The sequence below is a fragment of the Verrucosispora sp. CNZ293 genome (assembly GCF_002754655.1).
In genome coordinates this window covers 2,481,014-2,506,174 of the sequence record NZ_PEFR01000001.1, presented here as the reverse complement: position 1 = coordinate 2,506,174, position 25,161 = coordinate 2,481,014, and the positions used below count along the sequence as shown (strand labels likewise).

The 25,161-nt window shown below is 71.6% G+C and carries 27 protein-coding genes; 24 read left to right on the top strand and 3 right to left on the bottom strand.

From position 1 onward, the window contains the following. The first annotated feature begins 5 nt into the window (after window positions 1–5). The 7 genes from CLT74_RS11405 (at window position 6) to CLT74_RS11375 (ending at window position 6,094) form a co-directional block, all read left to right on the top strand. Window positions 6–908: a sulfotransferase domain-containing protein gene (locus tag CLT74_RS11405; RefSeq protein ID WP_099851782.1), complete on the top strand. Its 903-nt coding sequence runs from the start codon at window positions 6–8 to the stop codon at window positions 906–908. After that, window positions 905–2,155, top strand: coding sequence for a hypothetical protein (locus CLT74_RS11400; protein ID WP_099846505.1), 1,251 nt, complete (start codon window positions 905–907; stop codon window positions 2,153–2,155). The genes CLT74_RS11405 and CLT74_RS11400 overlap by 4 nt, the downstream gene beginning before the upstream one ends. 44 nt (window positions 2,156–2,199) lie before the next feature. Next, complete coding sequence (locus CLT74_RS11395; RefSeq protein WP_099851779.1) at window positions 2,200–2,670, top strand: UDP-N-acetylglucosamine--LPS N-acetylglucosamine transferase; 471 nt, start codon at window positions 2,200–2,202, stop codon at window positions 2,668–2,670. A gap of 38 nt (window positions 2,671–2,708) precedes the next feature. Further along, window positions 2,709–3,365, top strand: a complete 657-nt coding sequence (locus CLT74_RS11390) for a glycosyltransferase (RefSeq protein ID WP_099851777.1) — start codon at window positions 2,709–2,711, stop codon at window positions 3,363–3,365. Beyond that, the gene (locus CLT74_RS11385) at window positions 3,362–4,282 is read left to right on the top strand and encodes a glycosyltransferase family 2 protein (protein ID WP_099851774.1); all 921 of its coding nucleotides are present in this window, start codon (window positions 3,362–3,364) and stop codon (window positions 4,280–4,282) included. Before CLT74_RS11390 ends, CLT74_RS11385 begins: the two co-directional genes overlap by 4 nt. A 121-nt stretch (window positions 4,283–4,403) precedes the next feature. Then, a complete protein-coding gene (aroC, locus tag CLT74_RS11380) occupies window positions 4,404–5,582 on the top strand; it encodes a chorismate synthase (RefSeq protein ID WP_099851772.1) in 1,179 nt (392 codons plus the stop codon). Then, window positions 5,579–6,094, top strand: coding sequence for a shikimate kinase (locus CLT74_RS11375; RefSeq protein WP_099846504.1), 516 nt, complete (start codon window positions 5,579–5,581; stop codon window positions 6,092–6,094). Before aroC ends, CLT74_RS11375 begins: the two co-directional genes overlap by 4 nt. Window positions 6,095–6,140: 46 nt before the next feature. On the opposite strand, the gene CLT74_RS11370 is transcribed toward CLT74_RS11375, so the two are convergent. After that, window positions 6,141–6,959, bottom strand: coding sequence for a cytochrome c oxidase assembly protein (locus CLT74_RS11370; protein WP_486582243.1), 819 nt, complete (start codon window positions 6,957–6,959; stop codon window positions 6,141–6,143). Window positions 6,960–6,963: 4 nt separating this feature from the next. Then, window positions 6,964–7,512 carry a DUF2243 domain-containing protein gene (locus tag CLT74_RS11365; protein ID WP_099846503.1) on the bottom strand — a complete coding sequence of 183 codons (549 nt, stop codon included), beginning with the start codon at window positions 7,510–7,512 and terminating at the stop codon, window positions 6,964–6,966. Window positions 7,513–7,643: 131 nt separating this feature from the next. On the opposite strand from CLT74_RS11365, the gene aroB reads away from it, so the two are divergent. The 4 genes from aroB (at window position 7,644) to nusB (ending at window position 10,676) form a co-directional block, all read left to right on the top strand. Continuing rightward, window positions 7,644–8,720: a 3-dehydroquinate synthase gene (aroB, locus tag CLT74_RS11360; protein ID WP_099846502.1), complete on the top strand. Its 1,077-nt coding sequence runs from the start codon at window positions 7,644–7,646 to the stop codon at window positions 8,718–8,720. 62 nt (window positions 8,721–8,782) lie between these two features. Further along, window positions 8,783–9,223: a type II 3-dehydroquinate dehydratase gene (gene aroQ / locus CLT74_RS11355; protein ID WP_099851766.1), complete on the top strand. Its 441-nt coding sequence runs from the start codon at window positions 8,783–8,785 to the stop codon at window positions 9,221–9,223. A gap of 461 nt (window positions 9,224–9,684) precedes the next feature. Further along, complete coding sequence (gene efp / locus CLT74_RS11350) at window positions 9,685–10,242, top strand: elongation factor P (protein ID WP_099846501.1); 558 nt, start codon at window positions 9,685–9,687, stop codon at window positions 10,240–10,242. 23 nt (window positions 10,243–10,265) lie between these two features. Then, a complete protein-coding gene (nusB, locus tag CLT74_RS11345) occupies window positions 10,266–10,676 on the top strand; it encodes a transcription antitermination factor NusB (protein ID WP_199172361.1) in 411 nt (136 codons plus the stop codon). 86 nt (window positions 10,677–10,762) lie between these two features. On the opposite strand, the gene bldD is transcribed toward nusB, so the two are convergent. After that, entirely contained in the window at window positions 10,763–11,251 is a 489-nt protein-coding gene (gene bldD / locus CLT74_RS11340) for a transcriptional regulator BldD (RefSeq protein WP_007458348.1), read from the bottom strand. A 316-nt stretch (window positions 11,252–11,567) separates the two neighbouring features. Between bldD and pyrR the strand changes: the two genes are divergently transcribed. From pyrR to coaBC, 13 genes are all read left to right on the top strand, one after another. Then, window positions 11,568–12,152, top strand: a complete 585-nt coding sequence (gene pyrR, locus CLT74_RS11335; protein ID WP_099846499.1) for a bifunctional pyr operon transcriptional regulator/uracil phosphoribosyltransferase PyrR — start codon at window positions 11,568–11,570, stop codon at window positions 12,150–12,152. Window positions 12,153–12,210: 58 nt separating this feature from the next. Then, window positions 12,211–13,137, top strand: coding sequence for an aspartate carbamoyltransferase catalytic subunit (locus tag CLT74_RS11330; RefSeq protein WP_099846498.1), 927 nt, complete (start codon window positions 12,211–12,213; stop codon window positions 13,135–13,137). Further along, window positions 13,134–14,411, top strand: a complete 1,278-nt coding sequence (locus CLT74_RS11325) for a dihydroorotase (protein ID WP_099846497.1) — start codon at window positions 13,134–13,136, stop codon at window positions 14,409–14,411. Before CLT74_RS11330 ends, CLT74_RS11325 begins: the two co-directional genes overlap by 4 nt. Before the next feature lie 43 nt (window positions 14,412–14,454). Next, the gene (gene carA, locus CLT74_RS11320) at window positions 14,455–15,618 is read left to right on the top strand and encodes a glutamine-hydrolyzing carbamoyl-phosphate synthase small subunit (RefSeq protein WP_099846496.1); all 1,164 of its coding nucleotides are present in this window, start codon (window positions 14,455–14,457) and stop codon (window positions 15,616–15,618) included. Then, entirely contained in the window at window positions 15,611–18,955 is a 3,345-nt protein-coding gene (carB, locus tag CLT74_RS11315; protein ID WP_099846495.1) for a carbamoyl-phosphate synthase large subunit, read from the top strand. The genes carA and carB overlap by 8 nt, the downstream gene beginning before the upstream one ends. Before the next feature lie 20 nt (window positions 18,956–18,975). Beyond that, window positions 18,976–19,122, top strand: coding sequence for a hypothetical protein (locus tag CLT74_RS30450; protein WP_158240241.1), 147 nt, complete (start codon window positions 18,976–18,978; stop codon window positions 19,120–19,122). Then, window positions 19,119–20,135: a quinone-dependent dihydroorotate dehydrogenase gene (locus tag CLT74_RS11310; protein ID WP_099846494.1), complete on the top strand. Its 1,017-nt coding sequence runs from the start codon at window positions 19,119–19,121 to the stop codon at window positions 20,133–20,135. The genes CLT74_RS30450 and CLT74_RS11310 overlap by 4 nt, the downstream gene beginning before the upstream one ends. Window positions 20,136–20,241: 106 nt before the next feature. Then, window positions 20,242–21,516, top strand: a complete 1,275-nt coding sequence (locus CLT74_RS11305; RefSeq protein ID WP_099846493.1) for an adenosylmethionine--8-amino-7-oxononanoate transaminase — start codon at window positions 20,242–20,244, stop codon at window positions 21,514–21,516. Between the two features lie 157 nt (window positions 21,517–21,673). After that, window positions 21,674–22,510: an orotidine-5'-phosphate decarboxylase gene (gene pyrF, locus CLT74_RS11300; protein ID WP_099846492.1), complete on the top strand. Its 837-nt coding sequence runs from the start codon at window positions 21,674–21,676 to the stop codon at window positions 22,508–22,510. A gap of 171 nt (window positions 22,511–22,681) precedes the next feature. Next, a complete protein-coding gene (mihF, locus tag CLT74_RS11295) occupies window positions 22,682–22,999 on the top strand; it encodes an integration host factor, actinobacterial type (protein ID WP_007458370.1) in 318 nt (105 codons plus the stop codon). A gap of 25 nt (window positions 23,000–23,024) precedes the next feature. Next, window positions 23,025–23,558 (top strand): hypothetical protein, encoded by a 534-nt coding sequence (locus CLT74_RS11290; RefSeq protein ID WP_099846491.1) that lies wholly within the window; start codon window positions 23,025–23,027, stop codon window positions 23,556–23,558. Window positions 23,559–23,611: 53 nt separating this feature from the next. Beyond that, window positions 23,612–23,875, top strand: a complete 264-nt coding sequence (rpoZ, locus tag CLT74_RS11285) for a DNA-directed RNA polymerase subunit omega (protein WP_007075826.1) — start codon at window positions 23,612–23,614, stop codon at window positions 23,873–23,875. Window positions 23,876–23,889: 14 nt separating this feature from the next. Further along, entirely contained in the window at window positions 23,890–25,101 is a 1,212-nt protein-coding gene (gene coaBC, locus CLT74_RS11280) for a bifunctional phosphopantothenoylcysteine decarboxylase/phosphopantothenate--cysteine ligase CoaBC (protein WP_099846490.1), read from the top strand. The last annotated feature ends 60 nt before the right edge of the window (window positions 25,102–25,161 follow it).

The window sequence follows — 25,161 nt, the reverse complement described above, 5'->3', positions numbered from 1 at the left end:
TCGTCGTGTCGTCCATTCGCGACCGGGTGAAGCAGTTGGTGCCCACCCAGGTGACGAACCGGGTACGGGAAAGCCTCGTCGACTACGGGGTACGCACCAGCGACCGTCGGCCGTTGCCGGACTTCCTCATCATCGGCACCAAACGCGGCGGCACCACCTCGCTGTGGAACTACCTGATCCAGCACCCGCTGGTGCCCCGGCTCTTCCCGGCCTGGAACACGAAGTCCTCGCACTACTTCGAGGAGCACTGGAGTCGCGGCGAGGCGTGGTACCGCTCGCACTTCCCGACCCTGCGGCAGCGGGAGACGCTGGAGAACCGCCACGGCGGCCCGGTCCGCGTCGGTGAGGCCGCCCCGCTGTACATGTTCCACCCGCTCGCCGCCGAGCGGGTCTGCGCGCTGATGCCCTCGGTACGGCTGATCGTGCTGCTGCGCGACCCGGTGGAGCGGGCCTACTCGCACTGGAAGGAGCGGCGGACCAACGGGGTCGAGCCGCTCGACTTCGCCGCCGCGCTGGCCGCCGAGGCGGAGCGCACGGCGGGGGAGCGGGAACGGCTGATCGCCGAGCCGAACCACTTCAGCGAGCCCTACGACTGGTACACCTACCGGGCCCGGGGCCGGTACCTGGAGCACCTGCAACCGTGGCTGGAACGCTTCGACCGCAGCCAGATCCTCTTCCTGCCCAGCGAGGAGCTGTACGCCGACGCGCGGGCGACCTACCAGCGCACCCTGGACTTCCTCGGTCTGCCCCCGTTTGACCTGCCCGACTTCAAGGTCTACAACGACAGGCGTTCGGCACCGCTGGAGCCGGCGCTGCGCGCCGAGCTGACGGCGTACTACCGCCCGCACAACGAGGCGTTGCGGCAGCGGCTGGGGTTGCGGCTCGACTGGCCGGATCAGGTCGCGTGACCGCCTCGGCGACCACCGCGGACGACCCTCGGTGCCGCGACGACGGGCTGGGCTGGGTCACCCGGGCGGTCTTCTCCGACTCCCGGGTCGCGGTGACCGTGAACGCCGATCCTCCGGCCGGGCACACGGTGGTGGCCCGGTACGCGGTGGTGCCGTCGGTGGCCCGGGCCCGTTTCCTGCTGCCGCTGGGCTGCCCCCGGGTCGCCGCGGCGGCGCTGCTGTCGTACAACGCCCTGCGTCCGGCGAAACTGCGGGCGGTGCGGGCGGTGCTCGGCGTGGCGGCCCGGGCCGGCGCGGTGGACCGGGCCCCCTTTCCGGTGCTGACCGTGGCGGTGCCGGTCGGGCTCGACCCGGCGGAGGTGCTGCTCGCCGAGCGGGTCGGTGCCGAACTCGGCGCACCCGTGCACGCGGCCTGCGGGGTACGCCCACCGGACCCGAACCACAAGCCGACGCTGCAACTGTTCGACGGCCGAGGTGAGCCGCGCGGGTACGCGAAGATCGGCTGGAACGACGCGACCCGGGCGCTTGTCGCCGCCGAGGCCGCGGCGCTGCGGGAGGTGGCCGGGCTGGCCGGGACGGCCGGACACCCCGGCACCACCCGGCTGCTCACCACGTTCGCGTGGTCCGGGCAGACGGTGGCGGTGGTCGAGCCGCTGCCGGCCCGGATCCGCGGCGTTCCCGTCGACACACCGCCCGACCTCGCGGCGCTGCTCGCGGTGGCCCGACGCGGTCACCCACCGAACCGGCCCCGGCCGCTTGCCGACTCACCGTTCCTGACCCGGCTGACCGCGCAGGCGCGGCGCGCCGCCGACACCGTCGGTGACCGTGCGTCGGCGGCCGTCGCCGGTCTGGCCCGCCGGCACGGCGACGTCGCCGTCGAGTTCGGCCACTGGCACGGCGACTGGGTGCCGTGGAACCTCGGCCGGCACGGCGGGGACCTGATCGCCTGGGACTGGGAACACAGCGCGCCGGACGTGCCCGTCGGGTTCGACCTGGCCCACGACGCGTTCCAGCGCGCGCTCGTGCTGCGCGGTGAACCGGCCGCCGAGGCGGCGCGGCAGGTCGACACCTGGCTGGACCGGCACGGCGGCGCGCTGGGACTGGACCGGGCACGGCAGCGGCTGGTGGCCGATGCCTACCTGGTGGAGATGTGGCTGCGGACCTGGCGACTGGCGGACGCCGGTGCCGGCTGGAATCCGGCGCTGCATCCCGCCCTGTTGGACACCATCGAGAAACGACACAGCTGACCGACACGTCAAGCGGACTTGTGGGGAGTCGCGTGGACAACACCATGGAGGGAGCCGACCAGCAGCCGGTGTTGCTGCTCGTCGGTTCGAGCGGAGGGCACCTGGCGCAGTTGCTGGCGCTGCGGCCCTGGTACGAAACCTGGCGACGATGCTGGGTCACCTTCGACACGCCGGAGGCGCTGTCGCTGCTCGCCGGGGAGGACGTCGTTCCGGCGTACCATCCCACCACCCGCAACCTGGGCAACCTGCTGCGCAACGCGTGGCTGGCCGCCCGGGTGCTGCGTCGGCGGCGGGTCGCCGCGGTGGTCACCACCGGCGCGGGCGTGGCGGTGCCGTTCGTGGTGCTCGCCCGGCTGCGCCGCATCCCGACCGTCTACATCGAGGTCTACGACCGGATAGACACACCGACGCTCACCGCCCGGCTGTGCCGTCCGTTCCTGTCGGCGATGCTCGTGCAGTGGGACGAGCAGCGCCGGCAGTACCCGGAGGCCACAGTCGTGGGGACGCTGCTGTGAGCGGCGACGCGCCCGGCGACGGGCACCGGGCCACGCCGGTGCGGCCCCGCCCGGCCCCCGACGAGTCGACGGTACGCGTACCGGAGCCGCGCGAGCCGCGCCCCGACGGCCGGCCGCAGGTGCTGGTGGCCGTCGGCACCGACAAGCATCCGTTCGACCGGCTGGTCAGCTGGCTGACCCAGTGGCACGGCACGGTCGGCGGTGAGGTCGTGCTGACCGTGCAGCACGGACACACCCGCGCCGACGACCTGCCCGACGCGGTGCCGTTCCTCGGCCACGCCGAGTTGCAGGCCGCGATGGCCCGCGCCGACCTGGTGGTCTGCCACGGTGGACCGGCCACCATCCTGGAGGCCCGCCGGCACGGGCACCTGCCGATCGTGGTACCTCGCGACCCGGCCCGTGGTGAGCATGTCGACGACCATCAGCTGTTGTTCGCCCGTCGGCTCGGCTCGGCCGGCCTGGTGGCGCTCTGCGAGTCCCGGCAGGAGCTGCTGGACAGCCTGACCGCCGGTCTCGCGGACCGAGCCCGGTTCACCGTGGCGGTGGACGCCGCTGCGGCCGACGGGCGACGTGCCGCGGTGCGGCGGGTGGGAGTGATCGTCGAGGACCTGGTGGCCGCCGCCGCGCAACGGCACCACCGACCCTGGTGGCGGCCGTGGCGCGGACCCGGCCCGAACGGAAGGCGGAAGCCGTGACCCCGTACCCGAGCGTGAGCGCCGTCGTGCCCACCCGCAACCGGCCGGAGCTGCTGCGGGCTGCGGTACGGGCCATCGTGGCGCAGGACTATCCGGGGCGGGTCGAGGTGGTCGTGGTGTACGACCAGTCCGAACCGGACCCGTCGCTCACCGAACTGTCCACCCCGGACCGGCGGGTGCGGGTGGTCACGAACCTCCGCACCCCGGGCCTGGCCGGCGCCCGCAACACGGGCACCCTGGCCGCCGCCGGTGAGCTGATCGCCTTCTGCGACGACGACGACGAGTGGCTGCCCGGCAAGCTGCGCGCCCAGGTCGACGCCCTGAACGCGGTGCCCGGTGCGGAGTTCGTCAGCTGCGGCATCCGGGTCAGCTACGACGGGCACACCGTCGAGCGGGTGCTGGACCGCGACTCGATCAGCCTGTCCGACCTGTTGCGGGACCGGATGACCGAACTGCACCCGTCGACCTTCGTCATCCGGGCGGCGGCGCTGCGCGACGGGTTCGGGCTCGTCGACGAGGAGATCCCGGGCAGCTACGCCGAGGACTACGAGTTCCTGCTCCGGGCCGCCCGCAGCGCCCCACTTGTCAACCTGCGCACCCCGTACGTGACGGTGCGCTGGCACAAGCGGTCGTACTTCGCCCAGCGGTGGGACACCATCTCGGAGGCGTTGCAGTGGCTGCTGGACCGCTATCCCGAGTTCGCCAGCCAACCGGCCGGGCAGGCCCGGGTCACCGGACAGATCGCCTTCGCCCACGCCGCGTCGGGGGACTCCCGGGGCGCGGTGCGCTGGGCGCGGCGGACCATCCGGCGCAACCCGCGCGAACCCCGGGCGTACCTGGCCCTGGCGGTTGCCGGGCGGGTGGTCCGCGCCGACACGGTGCTGCGCACCCTGCACCGGCGCGGCCGGGGCATCTGACCGCCGCTCGCCCGGTTCCGGCCCGTGCCCGCTCGGGTCCGGGCCGGGTCGGCGCGTCCGTAGGGCGGGACGGGGCGGGCGGTGCGGGGTGGCCGACACCGGGCGTGACAGACTCATGGCTGTGTTGCGCTGGTTGACCGCAGGGGAATCACACGGGCCCGCTCTCGTCGCGTTGCTGGAGGGGGTGCCGGCCGGTGTCGAGGTGACCTCCACCGAGATCGCCGGGGAGTTGGCCCGCCGCCGGCTCGGCTACGGCCGGGGGGCCCGGATGGCCTTCGAGCAGGACGAGATCGAGATCATCGGTGGCCTGCGGCACGGGGTGACGCTGGGCAGCCCGGTCGCCGTCCGGGTCGGCAACTCCGAGTGGCCCAAGTGGCGCACCGTGATGGCCGCCGACCCGGTCGACCCCGACGAGTTGGCTCAGCAGGCCCGCAACGCGCCGCTGACCCGGCCCCGGCCCGGCCACGCCGACCTGGCCGGCATGCAGAAGTACGGCCACACCGACGCCCGGCCGATCCTGGAGCGGGCCAGCGCGCGGGAGACCGCCGCCCGGGTCGCCGTCGGCACGGTGGCCAAGGCGTTGGTGAAGCAGGCCCTCGGCATCGAGATCGTCTCGCACGTGGTGGAGCTGGGCCCGGTCGCCGTGAAACCAGGGCTGCGGCCACAGCCGGAGGACGCGGCGCGCATCGACGCCGACCCGCTGCGCTGCCTGGACCCGGAGGCCAGCGCCCGGATGGTCGCCGAGGTCGACGCCGCGAAGAAGGCCGCCGACACCCTCGGTGGCGTGGTCGAGGTGCTGGCGTACGGCGTACCGCCGGGTCTGGGCAGCCACGTGCAGTGGGACCGCAAGCTCGACGCCCGGCTGGCCACCGCGCTGATGTCGATTCAGGCGATCAAGGGTGTGGAGATCGGCGACGGCTGGCAGCAGGCCCGGTCCCGGGGGTCCGAGGCGCACGACGAGATCATGCCCACCGCCACCGGCGTCCGCCGGGTCACCGACCGGGCCGGCGGCCTGGAGGGTGGCATCACCACGGGTGAGCCGCTGCGGGTGAAGGCGGCGATGAAGCCGATCTCCTCGTTGAACCGGGCGCTGGCCACGGTGGACGTGACGACCGGCGAGCCGGCCACCGCCATCAACCAGCGCTCGGACGTCTGCGCGGTGCCGGCCGCCGCCGTGGTCGCCGAGGCGATGGTGGCGCTGGTGCTGGCGGAGGCGGCGGTGGAGAAGTTCGGCGGTGACTCGGTCGCCGAGATGCGCCGCAACCTGGCTGGCTACCTTGACGCGCTGGTGATCCGGTGACCGGTACGACCCGGCCGGTCTGTGTGCTCGTCGGCGCGCCCGGCTCGGGCAAGACCACGATCGGGCAGGGCCTGGCGGAGGCGCTCGGCGTCGAGTTCCGGGACACCGACGCCGACATCGAACGCCTCGCCGGCAAGCCGATCCCGGAGATCTTCGTCGACGAGGGGGAGGAGCACTTCCGTACCCTCGAACGGGCGGCGCTGGCCGCGGCGCTGGCCTCCTGCTCCGGCGTGCTCGCCCTCGGCGGCGGCGCGGTGCTGGCCGAGGAGAACCGGGCCGCGCTTGTCGGTCACCTGGTGGTGCACCTCTCCGTCGAGCTGCCGGACGCGGTCAAGCGGGTCGGTCTCGGCGCCGGCCGGCCGCTGCTGGCGATAAACCCCCGGGCCACCCTCAAGCACCTGATGGACCAGCGCCGACCGCTGTACGCCGAGGTCGCCACCGCCGCTGTGGTCACCGACGGCCGCACCCCGGACGAGATCGTCGCCGAGATCGTCGCCCTGCTGAAGTCGTAGGGCTGGGTTCCGGCGACGCCGAATGGTGGCGTAGGCCCGGCCCGGGTCAGAACCCGGCGGTGACGGCGGTGCCGGCCCTCCGGCGGCGTCGCGGTCGGGGACGCCAGGTGGTCAGCAGGGCGAGGGCGAGCAGGATCTCGGCGAGGTCGCCGCCGTAGTACATCACCGTCGCGCCGGCGCGCAGTTGCTCCGGGGTGGCCGGCACGTCGACCAGCAGGCCCGCGTACATCAGCTGGGCGAGGCTGGCGTGAGCGATCACCGCCGCACCCAGCACCACCAGGCGGACCGGTACCCGGGCCCGGTGCGGGTAGGGTTCCGGGCCGGCGATCGACCAGGTGAACAGCAGCCCGCTGAGCAGGAAGTGCAGGTTGACCAGATCGTGCAGGGCGGAGTTGGTGAGGGTGGCCCGGTACAGCGGGGTGAGGTAGACCAGCCACAGCCCGCCGGCGGTGAGCAGCAGTCCGGTGACCGGGTGGGTCAGTGGTCGCAACGCCGGATAACCCAAGATCCGCAGCGCCGCCCGTCCGGCCCGCCGGTCGACGCAGCGTAGCGCCAGGATGCCCGGGGCGCCGAGCACCAGCCCCAGCGGCGCCAGCATGCCGAGCAGCAGATGCTGCCACATGTGCGCGGCGAAGCCGTCCGCCGGAATGAGTAGGGCGGTGGCGAGCAGGGCGCATCCGACGGTGAAGGACGCGGTGCGCCAGTGGCTCCAGCCAGTCCGGTCGGGGGCGCGTTGCCGCAGTGCGCCGGCCAGGTAGAGCCACCCGGCCAGCAGCGGTAAGAGCAGTGCCGGACCGACTGTGGTGGCGTGCTCGGTCCCGTGCGTCGAGATCAGGTCCGGACTGACCACCAGCGGGGGACTCACGGACTCACCCCTGCCGACCCCGGGTCGGCGTCCGCCGCTCGTCGTCGCCCGCGTCGACGGCGGTGGCGCGGCGCTGCACGAGCCAGCCGACGACGATCAGCACCACGCCCAGGGCGAGGAAGCCGAGATCCCACCAGAGTTGGTGTTCGCCGGCGCGGACGTGGTGGATGCCCAGGATGTGGTGGTCGACGATGCCTTCGACCAGGTTGAACAGACCCCACCCGATCAACGCCCAGCCCCACAGCATGGGCGAGCGCCACAGCCGACCCCGGGAGCGGGTCACCCGCGAGTAGAGCATCGCGAGTCCGGTCAGTACGGCCACCCAGGTCACCACGTGGAACAGGCCGTCCCAGAGGGTGTTCATCTCCAGCCCCGCGATGGTGTCCACCGGGTACTCGCGTACGCCGATGTTGTCGCTGCCGGTGCTGCTGAGCATGTGGTGCCACTGAAAGACCTGATGCAGCAGGATGCCGTCGACGAAGCCGCCGAGACCGAGGCCGAGAATGGTGGCGGGCAGCCGGATATCGGCGCCGTCGATGGTCCGCCCGTTCATGTCGACTCCCTCTCGCCTGTGGCTCCCGGCTGCCCGTGCCCGCTACACGGAGCGCTAAACGTCGTTCCAACCTTCGGGCAGCCGGTGGCGGTGCGGGCCGGATCGGCGGTGGGTGGGCTAGGCTCCCCGCGATGGACGAGGTGACCCGGATCCCGGTCGGCGGCGAACGGCCGTACGACGTGCTGGTCGGGCGCGACCTGCTCGATGCGCTGCCCGGCCTGCTGCCCGACGCGACGCGGACGGCGGTGCTGTACGCGCCGCCGCTGAAGGCACTTGCCGACGCGATCGGCGCGGGCCTGGCAGCGGCGGGCGTGAAACCCCTGCCGATCGAGGTGCCCGACGCCGAGGCCGGCAAGCATGTCGATGTGGCGGCGCAGTGCTGGGACCGGCTCGGCGAGGCGGGTTTCACCCGTACCGACGCGGTGGTGGGTCTGGGCGGTGGTGCGGTCACCGACCTGGCCGGGTTCGTGGCGGCGTGCTGGTTGCGCGGGGTGCGCTGGGTGCCGGTGGCCACCTCGTTGCTCGGCATGGTCGACGCGGCGGTGGGTGGCAAGACCGGGATCAACACCGCCGCCGGCAAGAATCTCGTCGGTGCCTTCCACCCACCGGTCGGCGTGCTCGCCGACCTCGCCACGCTGGACAGCCTCCCCGCCGCCGACCTGGCCGCCGGTATGGCCGAGGTGGTCAAATGCGGGTTCATCGCCGATCCGGTCATCCTCGACCTGGTCGAGGACGACCCGGCCGCCGCGACCGATCCCGCCGGGCCGGTCACCCGGGAACTGATCGAGCGGGCCGTCCGGGTCAAGGCCGACGTGGTCGCGGGAGACCTGCGCGAGTCGGGCGTACGGGAGGTGCTCAACTACGGGCACACCCTGGCCCACGCGATCGAGAAGGTCGAGGGTTACCGCTGGCGGCACGGCCACGCCGTGTCGGTCGGCCTGGTGTACGCCGCCGAGTTGGCCCGCCTCTCCGGCCGGTTGGACCCGGCCACGGCGGCGCGGCACCGTGCGGTGCTGACGGCGCTGGATCTGCCGACGGAGTACGCCGCCGACGCGTGGCCGCGCCTGCTGGCCACCATGCGCGTCGACAAGAAGACCCGGGGCAGCCTGCTGCGCTTCGTGGTGCTCGACGGGTTGGCCAGACCGGCGATCCTCGCGGGTCCGGACGACGACCTGCTGCACGCCGCCTACGCCGCGGTGTCCCGGTGAGCGCGAGGAGTGAGCCGGGTTTGCGAGCCCCGCAGTCGCGAACGGAGAACGACTCGGTGACCATGAAGGTGTACGTGCTCAACGGGCCGAACCTGGGTCGGCTGGGCTCCCGCCAGGTCGACGTCTACGGGGTGACCAGCTATGCCGACCTGGTGAAACTCTGCGAGACGACCGGTCGTGACCTGGGCCTGGATGTCGACGTGCGGCAGACCGACGCCGAGCACGAGCTGCTCGGCTGGCTGCATGCCGCCGCTGACGAGGGTGCCGCGGTGGTGCTCAACCCGGCGGCCTGGTCGCACTACTCGATCGCGGTACGGGACGCCTGCGCGATGCTGCGCGGACCGCTGGTGGAGGTGCACATCTCCAACATCCACGCGCGGGAGGAGTTCCGGCACCACTCGGTCGTCTCCGCGGTGGCCACCGGCGTGATCTGCGGCCTGGGCGTGGACGGCTACCGCCTGGCCCTGCACCACCTGGCCAACCGCCGCGACCAGCCCGCCTGAGCCCAGCCCGCCTCGCGTCCGGCCCGCCTCTCGCCGGCCTTGCCCTCCGTGCCGCCTGGCGTTCGACAGCGTGCCGGCCCCTGCCGTTACGTTCGGTGTGGCCTACCCTCCGTGAAGGACCGGCCGCCCTGCCCCACACCCCCCTTTCCATCCTTTGCTCTGCTTCAACCCACGCACCAGCGGCCGACCAGGGCCTTCGCGACGAGGGCGGGCGGCGATGCGCGGCGAATCCGTCACAGAACGTGACTGTTGCGTGGGTTGAAGCAGAGCAAAGGGAGCACATGAGGGTGAGGGCCCGGGGTGGAGCGATACTGACCGTGCCGGGTTCGGTGGCGTGGGAGTGGCGTGCCGGTCGCGCCGGGCCGGGCTGGGCCGGGTGGGCGACCGACGGCGGTCGGCGGGTCGCGAAGCGGCTAGTAGACTTGCCAGGTCTGTCCGCCAAATGATGATCAAGGCAGGAAATGGCCACCACCAACGACCTGAAGAACGGCCTGGTACTCAACCTCGACGGGGAGCTCTGGGCCGTCGTTGAGTTCCAGCACGTCAAGCCCGGTAAGGGTGGTGCGTTCGTGCGTACCACGTTGAAGAACGTGCTCTCCGGCAAGGTGGTCGACAAGACCTTCAACGCGGGCACCAAGGTTGAGACCGCGACCGTCGACAAGCGCACGATGCAGTATCTCTACGCCGACGGCGACGACTACGTCTTCATGGACATGGAGACGTTCGACCAGATCACGGTGCTCGGCGGGACGGTCGGCGAGGCGGCGAACTACCTGCTGCCCGAGGCCGAGGCGACCGTGGCCACCCACGAGGGCGTGCCGCTCTACATCGAGCTGCCGACCTCAGTGGTGCTGGAGGTCACGTACACCGAGCCGGGCCTGCAGGGTGACCGCTCGACCGGCGGCAACAAGCCGGCGACTGTGGAGACGGGCGCGACCGTCCAGGTCCCGCTCTTCGTGACCACCGGTGAGAAGATCAAGGTCGACACTCGCGACGGCCGTTACCTCGGCCGCGCCTGATGGCCGAGGGTCCGAAGCAGCAGATGCCGGCGCGTCGCAAGGCGCGCAAGCGGGCGTTGGACGTGCTCTTCGAGGCCGACCTGCGTGATCGTCCGCCGGCCGAGGTGCTGGCGGGCTACGTCGAGCGGATCGAGAAACCGCGTCCCGACCACCTGGGGTACGCGGTCGGCCTGGTCGAGGGGGTGGCTGGGCACCTGGACCGGATCGATGAGCTGATCTCCAGCTACGCCGAGGGCTGGACGCTGGACCGGATGCCCGTGGTCGACCGCAACCTGGCCCGGATCGCGGTCTACGAGTTGTTGTACCTCGACGAGATCGACGACGCGGTGGCGATCAGCGAGGCGGTGGAGTTGGCCCGGCAGATGTCGACCGACGACTCGCCCCGCTTCCTCAACGGTCTGCTCGGCCGGATCGCCGAGTACGCCACCCGCTGAATCGGGCGCACCCGACCGGGGAGGTCGACGCACCCGCGACGAAAAGGGCCCGTGCCGAACGGCACGGGCCCTTTCGGAGGTCGGGCTCAGGAAGCGAAGAAGGCCCGCGGGTCGGCGACCAGCACGCCGTGCTCGGTCAGCCGCTCGATCAGGCCGGACGGCGAGGCGTCGTAGACGATGGCGAGGGCGCGCAGGTCGTCGGCACGGATCGACAGCACCCGGCCGTTGTAGTCACCGCGCTGCTGCTGGATGGCGCGTGCGTACCGGGCCACGTAGGCGAGATCCTCGCTGGCCTCGTCGTACAGACGCTCCAGGTCCAGAACGATCTTGCTGGTGGGTTCGTGCCGAACCCCGCTGCCGTCGGGCAGCAGCTCCGAGACCGGTACGCGGTAGAACTCGGCCAGCTCGGCCAGACGGGACACCGTGACGGCCCGGTCGCCGCGCTCGTACGAGCCGACCACCACCGCCTTCCAGCGCCCGTTCGACTTCTCCTCCACCCCCTGCAGGGACAGGCCCTGCTGCTGGCGGATGGAGCGCAGGCGGGCGCCCAGAGACTTGGCGTATTCAGAGGGCATTCGGACACTCCCAGTGCTGCTCGGGGTTCTCCCAGCGATTCGCTACGGAGCGTGACGGTACGGGGATTCGTACACGTGGTCAAGTGGCCGCGATCTTCCCGTTGTGTACCCCGGGTGAGTTGTCCCGTTTCGCCAGGCTGACCGGTCAGTCAGTCAACGGCGGCGGGTGACGCCGTCGTCGCTGGTGCCCGCGCGTCGAGGCGGCAGCGACCACTGGTAACGTTGCCGAAGCCCCTCTGCCGGCCGTCCCCGGCCGGCCGGGAGGATCCGACGTCCTTTAACGACCCGTCCCGTGAGGCGGGGAAGGAGGTCCGCCGTGGCCTACCCACCGGCTGCCCAGTCGTCGCCGCCGCGACAACCCTCGGTGAAGGTGATTCTGACAAGCGCCGACCTGCAACGGGTCGTCGACCGCATCGCTCACCAGATCCTCGAGAAGACCCAGGGCGCGGCTGACACCGTGTTGCTCGGCATTCCCACCAGGGGTGCCCCGCTCGCTCGTCGCCTTGCTGCCCGGATCAGCGCCTTCGAGGAGATTTCCGTGCCGGTCGGCGTGCTCGACATCACTCTCTACCGCGATGACCTGCGCCGACACGCCACCCGGGCGGTCGGCCCCACGGAACTGCCGGCCGGCGGCATCGATGGCCGGCGCGTGGTCCTCGTCGACGACGTCCTCTTCTCCGGTCGGACGGTCCGGGCCGCCCTGGACGCGCTCGGCGACCTGGGCCGGCCCGCGTCGGTGCAGCTCGCCGTGCTTGTCGACCGGGGGCACCGTCAGCTACCGATCCGCGCCGACTATGTCGGCAAGAACATCCCGACCGCCCTGGCCGAGAGCGTCAAGGTGACGCTTGCCGAGACCGACGGCACGGACGAGGTCCGGCTCTACGGCGAGGAGGCCCGGTGAGCGCGAGGAGTGCAGCGCAGCGGAGCCCCGCGGTCGCGAACGAAAGGCGGCGCTGCTCATGATCAGGCACCTGCTCTCCGGCGCAGACCTCGACGCGGACACCGCCATCCAGATCCTGGACACCGCAGCCGAGATGGCCGCGGTGGCCGGTCGCGAGGTCAAGAAGCTGCCCGCGTTGCGCGGTCGGACCGTCGTCAATCTCTTCTACGAGGATTCGACCCGGACCCGGATCTCGTTCGAGGCGGCGGCGAAACGACTCAGCGCCGACGTGATCAACTTTTCGGCGAAGGGTTCCAGCGTCGCCAAGGGCGAGAGCCTGAAGGACACCGCGCTGACCCTGCAGGCGATGGGCGCCGACGCGGTGGTGGTCCGCCATCCCGCCTCAGGCGCCCCGCACCGCCTCGCCGACTGGGTCGAGGGTTGCGTGGTCAATGCCGGCGACGGCACCCACGAGCATCCCACCCAGGCGCTGCTCGACGCGTACACGATGCGGTCCCGGCTGGGCCGGCTGGCCGGCCTGTCGGTGGCGGTGGTGGGCGACGTGCTGCACTCCCGGGTGGCCCGCTCCAACGTGCTGCTGCTGTCCACCCTCGGCGCGAAGGTCACCCTGGTCGGGCCGCCCACGCTGATCCCGGTCGACATCGCCGCCGCTCTCGCGCCGGGCACCGACGTCTGCTACGACCTCGACGCGGTACTGCCCTCGTCCGATGTGGTGATGATGCTGCGGGTGCAGCGGGAGCGGATGAACGACTCCTACTTCCCGTCCGCTCGCGAGTACGCCCGCCGCTACGGCCTGGACGGTCCGCGCATGGGTCGACTGCCGGAACACGCGATCGTCATGCATCCCGGCCCGATGAACCGGGGCATGGAGATCACACCGGAGGTCGCGGACTCGCCCCGCTCCACAATCGTCGAACAGGTCGCCAACGGTGTCTCCGTCCGGATGGCCGTCCTCTACCTGCTGCTCGGGGGGAACAACCGGTGAACTCGTACCTGCTCAGGAACGTCAGCGTCCTCGGCGCCGCACCCACCGACCTGCTGATCCGCGACGGCGTCGTGGCCGAGACCGGCGCGGGGCTCTCCGCGCCGGACGCCACGGTGATCGACGCCGCCGGGCTGGTCGCCCTGCCCGGCCTGGTCGACCTGCACACCCATCTGCGCGAGCCCGGCCGGGAGGATGCCGAGACCGTCGAGACCGGTTCCCGGGCCGCGGCGCTCGGCGGCTACACGGCGGTCTGCGCGATGGCGAACACCTCGCCGGTGGCGGACACCGCGGGTGTGGTGGAGCAGGTGTGGCGGCTCGGTCGGGAGGCCGGGCTCGTCGACGTGCAGCCGATCGGCGCGGTCACCGTCGGGCTGGCCGGTGAGCGCCTCGCCGAGCTGGGCGCGATGGCCGACTCGGCGGCCCGGGTACGGATCTTCTCCGACGACGGGCACTGTGTCGCCGACCCCCGGCTGATGCGCCGGGCGCTGGAGTACGTGAAGGCGTTCGACGGCATCATCGCCCAGCACGCCGAGGAGCCCCGGCTCACCGAGGGCGCGCAGATGCACGAGGGTGAGGTCTCCACCCGGCTGGGCCTGACCGGTTGGCCGGCGGTGGCCGAGGAGGCGATCATCGCGCGGGACGTGCTGCTGGCCGAGCATGTCGGCAGCCGACTGCACGTCTGCCACGTCTCCACCGCCGGCAGCGTCGAGGTGCTGCGCCACGCCAAGGCCCGGGGGGTACGCGTCACCGCTGAGGTGACCCCGCACCACCTGCTGCTCACCGACGCACGTGCCGAGACCTACGACCCCGTTTTCAAGGTCAACCCGCCGCTGCGTACCGCCACCGACATCGCCGCGTTGCGGGCCGCGCTCGCCGACGGGGTGATCGACATCATCGCCACCGACCACGCCCCGCACGCCATGGAGGACAAGGAGTGCGAGTGGGCGTACGCCCGGCCGGGCATGCTCGGGCTGGAGACGGCGCTGTCCATCGCGCTCGACGTGCTGGGACCGGAGTGGGACCTGATCGCCGAGCGGATGTCGCGTACGCCGGCCCGGATCGCCGGGCTCACCGAACACGGCCACGACCCGGCCCCCGGCGCGCCGGCCAACCTCACCCTCGTCGACCCGGCGGCCCGTCGGTTGATCGAGCCGGCGGAGCAGGCCAGCCGTAGCCGCAACACCCCGTACGCCCGGATGACGCTGCCGGGTCGCATCGTGGCGACCTTCCTGCGTGGCGAGGCGACGGTGCTCGACGGAAAGGCAGTCAAGTGAGTGCAGCGCAGCGGAGCACCGCAGTCCGGATCGGAGGCGCGGCATGAGTCGTAGGCGTCAGGCGATTCTCGTCCTTGAGGACGGGCGTACCTTCCACGGCGAGGCGTACGGCAGCGTCGGGGAGACCTTCGGCGAGGCGGTCTTCAACACCGGGATGACCGGTTACCAGGAGACGCTCACCGACCCGTCGTACCACCGCCAGGTGGTGGTGCAGACCGCTCCGCACATCGGGAACACCGGCGTCAACGCCGAGGACGACGAGTCGCGCCGGATCTGGGTGGCCGGATACGTGGTGCGTGACCCGGCCCGGGTCAGCTCCAACTGGCGGGCCACCGGCGGTCTGGAGGACCGGCTGGCCACCGAGGGGGTGGTCGGCATCAGCGGCGTGGACACCCGGGCGCTGACCCGGCACCTGCGTGAGCGTGGCGCGATGCGGGTGGGTGTCTCAAGTGTCGAGGACGACCCCCGGGCACTGCTCGAACGGGTTCGTCAGTCGCCGCAGATGGTCGGCGCGGACCTCTCCGCCGAGGTGACCACCGCGACGCCGTACGTGGTCGAAGCCGAGGGAGAGCACCGGTTCACGGTGGCCGCGCTGGACCTGGGCATCAAGCGCAACGTGCCGCGTCGGCTCGCCGCGCGTGGCGTGACCACCCATGTGCTGCCGGCCGGGTCGAGCATCGAGGACCTGCTGGCCACCGGTGCCGACGCGGTCTTCTTCTCGCCCGGGCCCGGTGATCCGGCGACCGCCGACGCCCCTGTCGCGTTGGCCCGGGAGGTGCTGCGCCGCGAGATGCCACTGTTCGGTATCTGCTTCGGCAGCCAGATCCTCGGCCGGGCGCTCGGCTTCGGCACCTACAAGCTCGGCTACGGCCACCGGGGCATCAACCAGCCGGTGCTCGACCGGGTCACCGGCAAGGTGGAGGTGACCAGCCACAACCACGGCTTCGCGGTGGAGGTGCCCGGGGTACGGCCGGGCGCGGTGGTGCCGGACCAGGTGATCGAGACCGAGTTCGGCGGCGTCCAGGTGTCACACGTCTGCCTCAACGACAACGTGGTCGAGGGGCTGCGGGCGCGCGACGTGCCCGCCTTCACCGTCCAGTACCACCCGGAGGCGGCGGCCGGCCCGCACGACGCGGACTATCTCTTCGACCGCTTCGCCGAGCTGATCGACGGCCGGGCTCTCAGTGGGGGGCGTACCAATGCCTAAGCGCACCGATCTCAAGCACATCCTGGTGATCGGCTCGGGGCCGATCGTCATCGGGCAGGCCTGCGAGTTCGACTACTCCGGTACCCAGGCGTGCCGGGTGCTGCGCGCCGAGGGGATCCGGGTCAGCCTGGTCAACTCCAACCCGGCCACCATCATGACCGACCCGGAGTTCGCCGACGCGACGTACGTCGAGCCGATCACCCCGGAGTTCGTGGAGCTGGTCATCGCGAAGGAACGTCCCGACGCGGTGCTGCCCACCCTGGGCGGGCAGACCGCCCTGAACACCGCCGTGGCGTTGCACGAGGCCGGGGTACTGGAGAAGTACGGCGTCGAGTTGATCGGCGCGAACATCGACGCCATCCGGCGCGGCGAGGACCGGCAGCTGTTCAAGGAAATCGTGGCGAAGGCCGGCGTACGCCTCGGCGTGGCCGACCCGGCGGCGCTGGTGCCGCGTTCGCGGGTCTGCCACTCGATGGACGAGGTCCGCGAGACGGTGGCCGAGCTGGGCCTGCCGGTGGTGATCCGGCCGTCGTTCACCATGGGTGGCCTCGGCTCGGGCATGGCGCACACCGACGCCGACCTGGAGCGCATCGCCGGCACCGGGTTGGCCGCCAGCCCGGTGCACGAGGTGCTCATCGAGGAGAGCGTGCTCGGCTGGAAGGAGTACGAGCTCGAACTCATGCGGGACCGCCACGACAACGTGGTGGTGGTCTGCTCGATCGAGAACCTCGATCCGATGGGCGTGCACACGGGTGACAGCGTGACCGTGGCACCGGCCATGACCTTGACCGACCGGGAGTACCAGCACCTGCGCGACCTGGGTATCGCGGTGCTGCGGGAGGTCGGGGTGGACACCGGTGGCTGCAACATCCAGTTCGCGGTGAACCCGGCCGACGGCCGCATCGTCGTGATCGAGATGAACCCTCGGGTCTCCCGCTCCTCGGCGCTGGCGTCGAAGGCGACAGGCTTCCCGATCGCGAAGATCGCCGCGAAGCTGGCCATCGGTTACACCCTCGACGAGATCCCGAACGACATCACCCTCAAGACGCCTGCCGCGTTCGAGCCGACGCTCGACTACGTGGTGGTGAAGATCCCCCGGTTCGCGTTCGAGAAGTTCCCCGGCGCGGACCCGGAGCTGACCACCACCATGAAGTCGGTGGGCGAGGCGATGAGCCTGGGGCGGAACTTCACCGAGGCGCTCAACAAGGCGATGCGCTCGATGGAAACCAAGGCCGCCGGTTTCTGGACGGTCTCCGACCCGGTGGGGGCGACCCGGGAGAACACCCTCGCCGCCCTGGGCACGCCGCACGACGGGCGGCTCTACACCGTGGAGCGGGCGCTGCGGCTGGGTGCCTCGATCGCCGAGGTCAGCGCCGCCTCCGGCAGCATCGACCCGTGGTTCCTGGACCAGATCGCCGCCCTTGTCGAGTTGCGGGCCGAGATCGTGGCGGCCCCGGTGCTGGACGCGGAGTTGCTGCGCCAGGCGAAGCGGGCCGGCCTGTCCGACCGGCAGTTGGCCGCGCTGCGCCCCGAACTGGCCGCCGAGGACGGGGTGCGTACGCTGCGGCACCGCCTCGACATCCGGCCGGTCTACAAGACGGTGGACACCTGCGCCGCCGAGTTCGAGGCCACCACCCCGTACCACTACTCCTCGTACGACGCGGAGACCGAGGTGGCCGGCTCGGCGCGGCCGAAGGTGCTGATCCTGGGTTCCGGGCCGAACCGGATCGGGCAGGGCATCGAGTTCGACTACTCCTGTGTGCACGCGGTCATGGCCTTGAAGGGGGCCTACGAGACCGTGATGGTCAACTGCAACCCGGAGACGGTCTCCACCGACTACGACACCGCTGACCGGCTCTACTTCGAGCCGCTGACCTTCGAGGACGTGCTGGAGGTCTGGCACGCGGAGGACTCGTCCGGCCGGGCGGCCGGCGGGCCGGGCGTGGTCGGCGTGATCGTGCAGCTCGGCGGGCAGACCCCGCTCGGGTTGGCCCAACGGCTCAAGGATGCCGGCGTGCCGGTGGTGGGTACCTCCCCGGAGTCGATCCACCTCGCCGAGGAGCGGGGCGCCTTCGGGTCGCTGCTGGCCCGGGCCGGCCTGCGCGCACCGGCGCACGGCACCGCCACCTCGTACGACGAGGCGAAGGAGATCGCCGACGAGATCGGCTATCCGGTGCTGGTCCGGCCGTCGTACGTGCTGGGCGGGCGTGGCATGGAGATCGTCTACGACGACGCCACGCTGCGCGACTACATCGGTCGGGCCACCGACATCTCGCCGGACCACCCGGTGCTTGTCGACAGGTTCCTCGACGACGCCATCGAGATCGACGTGGACGCGCTCTGCGACGCCGACGGTGAGGTCTACCTCGGCGGGATCATGGAGCACATCGAGGAGGCGGGCATCCACTCCGGCGACTCCTCCTGCGCCCTGCCCCCGATCACCCTGGCCAGCTCGCACGTGGCCCAGGTCCGCCGGTACACCGAGGCGATCGCCCGCAACATCGGCGTACGCGGGCTGCTCAACGTGCAGTACGCGTTGAAGGACGACGCGCTGTACGTGCTGGAGGCCAACCCGCGTGCCTCGCGTACCGTGCCGTTCGTCTCGAAGGCCACGGCGGTGCCGCTGGCGAAGGCGGCGGCCCGGATCGCTCTCGGCGCGACCCTGGCCGAGCTGCGCGCCGAGGGCATGTTGCCGGCGACCGGGGACGGCGGTTCGTTGCCGCCGGACGCTCCGATCGCGGTGAAGGAGGCGGTGCTGCCGTTCAAGCGGTTCCGTACCCCGGCCGGTAAGGGCGTGGATTCGCTGCTCGGCCCGGAGATGAAGTCGACGGGCGAGGTGATGGGGATCGACACCGCCTTCGGGCACGCCTTCGCCAAGTCGCAGTCGGCGGCGTACGGGTCGCTGCCGACCGAGGGCAGGATCTTCGTCTCGGTGGCCAACCGGGACAAGCGCGGCATGATCTTCCCGATCAAGCGGCTGGCCGATCTCGGCTTCGACATCGTCGCGACAAGCGGTACGGCCGAGGTGCTGCGCCGCCACGGCATCGCCTGTGAGGAGGTCCCGAAGCACTACGAGGCCGGGTCCGAGGACGACGCGGTGTCGCTGATCCTCGGTGGTCACGTCGCCCTGGTGGTCAACACGCCGCAGGGTTCGGGTGCCAGCGCCCGCTCGGACGGTTACGAGATCCGCAGTGCCGCCGTGACTGCCGACATCCCCTGCATCACCACGGTCCCCGGCGCCGCCGCCGCCGTCATGGGCATCGAAGCCCGGATCCGGGGCGACATGCAGGTCCGCCCCCTCCAGGCCCTCCACGCCGCCCTCCGGCCCGCCCAGTGACCCCCCAACTCTCCTCGATCATGCCCACCCTCCCAGCCGCCCCAGCCGCCCCAGCCACCCCGGCGGCCGCGATGCGCGAGTCGATCATGAAGTTGTTGTCGGCCGCCTCGGCGTGCCATGGCAACAACTTCACGGTCGACGCCGGGGTTCGGGGAGGGGTGGCGTGATCTTCGAGCGGACGGTGCGGCGGGGGTTGTTCCGGGTCGGGGGTGGGGACGCGGAGGCGGCGCACGAGTTCACCCTGCGGCGGTTGGCCGCACTGTCCCGGATGCCTGTGGCGTTGGCGGCGGTGCGGGCCCGGTACGCGGTGTCGGCGCCGCGCACGGTGTTCGGGGTGCGGTTCCCCAACCCGGTCGGGCTGGCCGCCGGCATGGACAAGGACGGGGTGGCGCTGCCGGCGTGGCCGGCGCTCGGCTTCGGCTTCGTCGAGGTCGGCACCGTGACGGCGCGCCCGCAGCCGGGCAATCCCCGGCCCCGGCTGTTCCGGCTGCCCGACAGCGAGGCCGTGATCAACAGGATGGGCTTCAACAACGCCGGTGCGCAGGCGCTGGCGGACCGGCTGGCGGCGTTGCCGCGACCGCTCGGCGTACCGCTGGGCATCTCGCTGGGCAAGTCGAAGGTGACGGCCCTGGCGGACGCGGTGGAGGACTACCGCGAGTCGTACCGCGCGCTGCGCGACCACGGGGACTACTTCGCGGTCAACGTCTCCTCGCCGAACACCCCGGGGCTGCGCGAGTTGCAGGACCGTGGGCATCTGGACGCGTTGCTGGCGGCGTTGGTGGGGGAGAAGCCGGTGCTGGTGAAGATCGCCCCTGACCTGACCGAGCCGGCCATCGCCGAGTTGCTGGAGGTGTGCCTGGCCCGGGGCGCGGCCGGGGTGATCGCCACGAACACGACCCTCGGCCGGGACGGCTTGGCCCCGGCCGACCGCTGGCGCTCCGGCGAGGCCGGCGGACTGTCCGGTCGCCCCCTGGCCGACCGGGCGCGACAGGTGGTCGCCTTCGTCCACGCCGAGACGGGCGGGCGGCTGCCGGTCATCGGCGTCGGTGGCATCGTCGACCCCGACGACGCCACCCGGATGTTCGACGCCGGCGCGAGCCTGGTCCAGCTCTACACCGGCTTCATCTACCGTGGCCCGGCGCTGCCCCGCGCCGTCGCCCGCGCCGTACCACCCCGATGACGCCCACCCACCTCCCCCGCGATCTTGCACTTTCTGTCGGGGCGGATGGGGCGAATGGGACGCCACGGCGACCGAAAGTGCAAGATCGCGGGGAGGTGGGGGTGGGGTGACGCCGGAGGAGGTTCTTGCGGCTGACGCGGCGCACGTGTGGCATCCGTACTCGGTGGTGCCGCCGGCGGTGGCGCCGTATGTGGTGGAGGGTGCGGCGGGGGTGCGGTTGCGGCTGGCCGACGGTCGCGAGCTGGTCGACGGGATGTCCTCGTGGTGGGCGGCGATCCACGGGTACCGGCATCCGGTGCTGGACGCGGCGGTGACCGACCAGTTGGGGCGGATGAGCCACGTCATGTTCGGCGGGCTCACCCACGCTCCGGCCGTGGAGCTGGCCCGCACCCTGGTCGAGGTGACCCCCGACGGGCTGGAGCACGTGTTCCTCGCCGACTCCGGTTCGGTGAGTGTCGAGGTCGCGGTGAAGATGTGCCTGCAGTACCAGCGGGCCACCGGCCGGCCGCGGCGACGCCGGTTGGGCACCTGGCGGGGCGGCTACCACGGCGACACGTTCCATCCGATGAGCGTCTGCGACCCCGAGGGCGGCATGCACCACCTCTGGGGCGACGTGCTGCCGCGACAGGTGTTCGCCCCGGCACCGCCCGGCGGCTTCGACAGCCCACCGGACCCGGCGTACGAGGCGGCGCTTGTCGACGCGGTCGAGCGGCACGCCCACGAGCTGGCCGCGGTGATCGTGGAACCGGTGGTGCAGGGCGCCGGCGGAATGCGCTTCCACCATCCGCACTATCTGCGGGTGCTGCGCGAGGTGACGAGCGCGCACGGGGTGCTGCTGATCTTCGACGAGATCGCCACCGGCTTCGGGCGTACCGGCACGATGTTCGCCGCCGAGCACGCGGGGGTGACGCCGGACGTGATGTGTGTCGGCAAGGCGCTCACCGGCGGGTACCTCACCCTGGCCGCGGCGCTCTGCACGGCGGAGGTCGCGCGGGGCATCCGGACCGGCGGTGTGCTCGCGCACGGCCCGACGTTCATGGGCAACCCGCTGGCCTGCGCGGTCGCCAACGCGTCGCTGGGCCTGTTGCGGGCCGGGGACTGGGCCGGGCAGGTGGCCCGACTTCAGCGGGGTCTGCGGTCCGGGCTGGAGCCGCTGCGCGGTACGCCGGGCGTGACCGACGTGCGGGTACTCGGCGGCATCGGTGTGGTCCAGTTGGACCACGAGGTGGATCTGGGCGCGGCGACCGCCGCCGCGGTGGCGCAGGGGGTGTGGCTGCGTCCGTTCCGGGATCTGGTCTACACGATGCCGCCGTACGTCACCACGGACGCCGACCTGGCGGTCGTGGTCTCGGGTATCGCAGCAGCGGTCGCGGCGGGCTGAGTAGGCGAGTTATAACGCTCGACTCGATTTGAGTAAGCGTGATCGACAGGTGGCGCGAATTGGAGTAACCCGGTGACGCCCCTGATCGAACCTGCTGAGTAGGCGACGGCCGGTGCAATCCCGGACCGGCGGAGAACGAGAGAAAGGCACTGCCGTTATGGAGAGCTTCGGCGCCCGGCTGTACCGGGCCATGGACGAACGCGGTCCGCTCTGCGTGGGGATCGACCCGCATCCGGAGCTGCTGGCCCGGTGGGGCCTTGACGACGACGTGGACGGCCTCGACCGCTTCGCCCGGACCGTCGTGGACGCCCTCGGTGACCGGGTTGCGGTGGTCAAGCCTCAGTCGGCGTTCTTCGAGCGATTCGGTTCTCAAGGGATGGCGGTGCTTGAGTCAACTATCCGACAGTTACGAAATCTCGGCTCGCTCGTTCTGCTCGACGTCAAGCGCGGCGACATCGGTTCGACGGTTCGCGCGTACGCGTCGGCCTACCTTGATCCATCCAGCTCCATGTATGTCGACGCGGTGACGGCGAGCCCCTTCCTGGGCGTCGGCTCGCTGGCCCCGATGTTCGAGCTGGCCGCCGAGCACGGCGGCGGTGTGTTCGTCCTGGCGCTCACCTCCAACCCCGAGGGCGCCTCGGTGCAGCGGGCTCGCGGCGCCGACGGACGCACTGTGGCGCAGACGGTCCTCGACGAGATTTCCCAGCTCAACGCGGGTGCGGAGCCGCTCGGCAGCATTGGCGCCGTGATCGGCGCGACGGTCGGTGACACCGGCTGCGACCTGTCGGCGGTGAACGGCCCGCTGCTCGCCCCGGGGCTCGGGGCGCAGGGCGCCACGGCTGCGGATCTGCGGGTCGTCTTCGGTTCCGCGGTGCCCGCCGTGCTGCCCGCGTACTCCCGTGAGGTGCTGGCCGCCGGTCCCGATCCGGCGGCGTTGCGGGCCGCCGCCGAGCGCGCTGTGGCTGAGTGTCGGGCGGTTCTGGCGATGTCGTGACTGACTGATGGCTCGGTCACTTTGTGGTGATCATCGCGTGCCCACGTTGCCGAAAGCTCCGTTGACCGCTAGTTTTCCCCGCGCTGGGAACCCCTTGGTTCACAGCGACACCACGTTTCACAGATGCGGCGGTGCGTCCCGCCCGTCGCGATAGGGACCTGAGGAGAACTGGTGCCGCTCCCGTCATTGACCCCCGAGCAGCGCGCAGCCGCGCTGGAGAAGGCTGCGGAGATCCGCAAAGCCCGTGCCGAGCTGAAGGAGCAGCTCAAGCAGGGCAAGACCACCCTCGGAGCCGTTCTTGAGCGGGCCGAGTCCGACGATGTCGTCGGCAAGCTCAAGGTGTCGGCCGTGCTGCAGGCCATGCCGGGCATCGGCAAGATCCGGGCTACTCAGATCATGGAGAAGCTCAAGATCGCCGACAGCCGTCGCCTGCGTGGCCTCGGCGAGCAGCAGCGCAAGGCCCTGCTTGGGGAGTTCGCCGCCAACTGAGCACGACTGCGTGTAGAAACAAGCAGTGAGCTTGGATGACGAGGCGCGCCCGGCGGCTCGGCTCACTGTCCTGGCTGGCCCATCCGGCGCCGGCAGGGCGAGTGTCGTCGAGCTGATCCGGGCGCGTTCTCCGTCAGTGTGGACGCCGGTCGCGGTCACCACCCGGCCTCGCCGGGCCGGCGAACGGGACGGCGTCCACCGGCACTTCGTCACGCCCGAGGAGTTCGACCGCCGGCTCGCCGCCGGCGAGCTGCTGGAGTGGAGTCGACTCGGTACTCACCGGCGCGGCACGGAGATCAGCCCGCTGCGCCGCCGGCTCGCCGCCGGGCAGCCGGTCCTGCTCGCGCTGGACCTCGACGGGGCGTTGCTGGTCCGGGCCGGGTGGCCGCGAGCGCGACTCGTCCTGCTCCACCCGCCCGGTCGACTGCCGGGTCCGCCCGTCGTGGCCGCCTTCGATCTCAGCGTGTCGCACGACCGCATCGAGCGGGTCGTGGACGAACTGGTAGGATTCATCGGTTCTTCCTTCCTGGCTCCGGCCCGACCGCGTCCGCGCGGTTGAGCGCCGGCACCGCGCTCAGGCGCGGTCCGTGCGAAAGACGCAGAGGTTCATCCGTGGGATCCATCGCCAACCCCGAAGGCATCACCAACCCGCCGATCGACGAGCTCCTGGAGAAGACGACGTCGAAGTACGCGCTGGTCATCTTCGCGGCCAAGCGCGCCCGCCAGGTCAACGCCTACTACAGCCAGCTCGGTGAGGGCCTGCTGGAGTACGTCGGGCCGCTCGTCGAGACCACTCCCCAGGAGAAGCCGCTCTCCATCGCGATGCGCGAGATCAACGCGGGCCTGCTCACCGCTGAGCCGACCGACCAGCCGTAACCCCCCGTGCGTCGATGAGCGCCCGGATCATCCTCGGCGTCGGCGGCGGTATCGCCGCGTACAAGGCGTGCGAGTTGCTGCGGCTGTTCACCGAGTCGGGCCACCAGGTCCGGGTGGTGCCGACCGCTGCCGCGTTGCGTTTCGTCGGCGCGCCGACCTGGGCGGCGCTGTCCGGGCAACCCGTGGCCGAGGACGTCTGGTCCGACGTGCACGAGGTGCCGCACGTGCGACTCGGTCAGCAGGCCGACCTGGTGGTGGTCGCGCCGACCACCGCCGACCTGCTGGCCCGAGCCGCCCACGGCCTCGCCGATGATCTACTCAGCAACACCCTGCTCACCGCTCGCTGTCCGGTGCTGCTGGCACCGGCGATGCACACCGAGATGTGGGAGCACCCGGCGACCGTCGCCAACGTCGCGACGCTGCGGGCCCGGGGCGTCCGGGTCATCGAGCCGGCCGTCGGGCGACTCACCGGCGTCGACACCGGCAAGGGCCGGTTGCCGGAGCCGGCGGAGATCTTCGCCGTGGCCCGCCGCATCCTGGCCCGTGGCGTCGACGCGCCGGCCGACCTGACCGGCCGCCGGGTGGTGGTCACCGCCGGTGGCACCCGGGAACCGCTGGACCCGGTGCGCTTCCTGGGTAACAGGTCCTCGGGCAAGCAGGGTTACGCGTTCGCCCGGGCCGCCCTCGCCCGTGGCGCCCAGGTCACGCTGATCTCGGCGAACGTCGCACTGCCCGATCCGGCCGGTGCGGACCTGGTCCGGGTGGGCACCACCGGGGACCTGCGTGAGGCCACCCTGAAGGCGGCGGTGGACGCCGACGTGGTGGTGATGGCGGCGGCTCCTGCCGATTTCCGACCGGCGACGTACGCGCCTGGCAAAATCAAGAAATCGGACGACGGCACGGCGCCCACAATCGAACTCGTGACCAACCCGGACATCGCCGCCGAGCTGGGTCAGCGTCGTCGGCCGGAGCAGGTGCTGGTGGTGTTCGCCGCCGAGACCGGCGACGCCGAGGCCAACGGACGGGCCAAGCTGGCCCGGAAGCGGGCCGACCTCATCGTCATCAACGAGGTGGGGCCGGACAAGGTCTTCGGCGCCGAGACCAACGCGGCCACCGTCATCAGCGTGGACGGCTCGGTCACCCGGATACCCGAGCGGTCCAAGGAGGATCTCGCCGACGGGGTGTGGGACCTGGTGGTCGCCCGGTGGGCCGGTGACTCCTCCTGACGGCTGGACCCAAGACGACCGTCGACGGCGTCGTGGACGGTTGGTGACTACACTGCCGCG

What these genes read in the sequence shown, in the direction of transcription:
- CLT74_RS11395 (WP_099851779.1), top strand. Translation starts at nt 2,200, where the DNA reads ATGGAGGGAGCCGACCAGCAGCCGGTGTTGCTGCTCGTCGGTTCGAGC.
- CLT74_RS11365 (WP_099846503.1), bottom strand. Translation starts at nt 7,512, where the DNA reads ATGAACGGGCGGACCATCGACGGCGCCGATATCCGGCTGCCCGCCACC.
- aroB (WP_099846502.1), top strand. Translation starts at nt 7,644, where the DNA reads ATGGACGAGGTGACCCGGATCCCGGTCGGCGGCGAACGGCCGTACGAC.
- aroQ (WP_099851766.1), top strand. Translation starts at nt 8,783, where the DNA reads ATGAAGGTGTACGTGCTCAACGGGCCGAACCTGGGTCGGCTGGGCTCC.
- efp (WP_099846501.1), top strand. Translation starts at nt 9,685, where the DNA reads ATGGCCACCACCAACGACCTGAAGAACGGCCTGGTACTCAACCTCGAC.
- nusB (WP_199172361.1), top strand. Translation starts at nt 10,266, where the DNA reads ATGCCGGCGCGTCGCAAGGCGCGCAAGCGGGCGTTGGACGTGCTCTTC.
- bldD (WP_007458348.1), bottom strand. Translation starts at nt 11,251, where the DNA reads ATGCCCTCTGAATACGCCAAGTCTCTGGGCGCCCGCCTGCGCTCCATC.
- CLT74_RS11330 (WP_099846498.1), top strand. Translation starts at nt 12,211, where the DNA reads ATGATCAGGCACCTGCTCTCCGGCGCAGACCTCGACGCGGACACCGCC.
- carA (WP_099846496.1), top strand. Translation starts at nt 14,455, where the DNA reads ATGAGTCGTAGGCGTCAGGCGATTCTCGTCCTTGAGGACGGGCGTACC.
- carB (WP_099846495.1), top strand. Translation starts at nt 15,611, where the DNA reads ATGCCTAAGCGCACCGATCTCAAGCACATCCTGGTGATCGGCTCGGGG.
- CLT74_RS30450 (WP_158240241.1), top strand. Translation starts at nt 18,976, where the DNA reads ATGCCCACCCTCCCAGCCGCCCCAGCCGCCCCAGCCACCCCGGCGGCC.
- pyrF (WP_099846492.1), top strand. Translation starts at nt 21,674, where the DNA reads ATGGAGAGCTTCGGCGCCCGGCTGTACCGGGCCATGGACGAACGCGGT.
- coaBC (WP_099846490.1), top strand. Translation starts at nt 23,890, where the DNA reads ATGAGCGCCCGGATCATCCTCGGCGTCGGCGGCGGTATCGCCGCGTAC.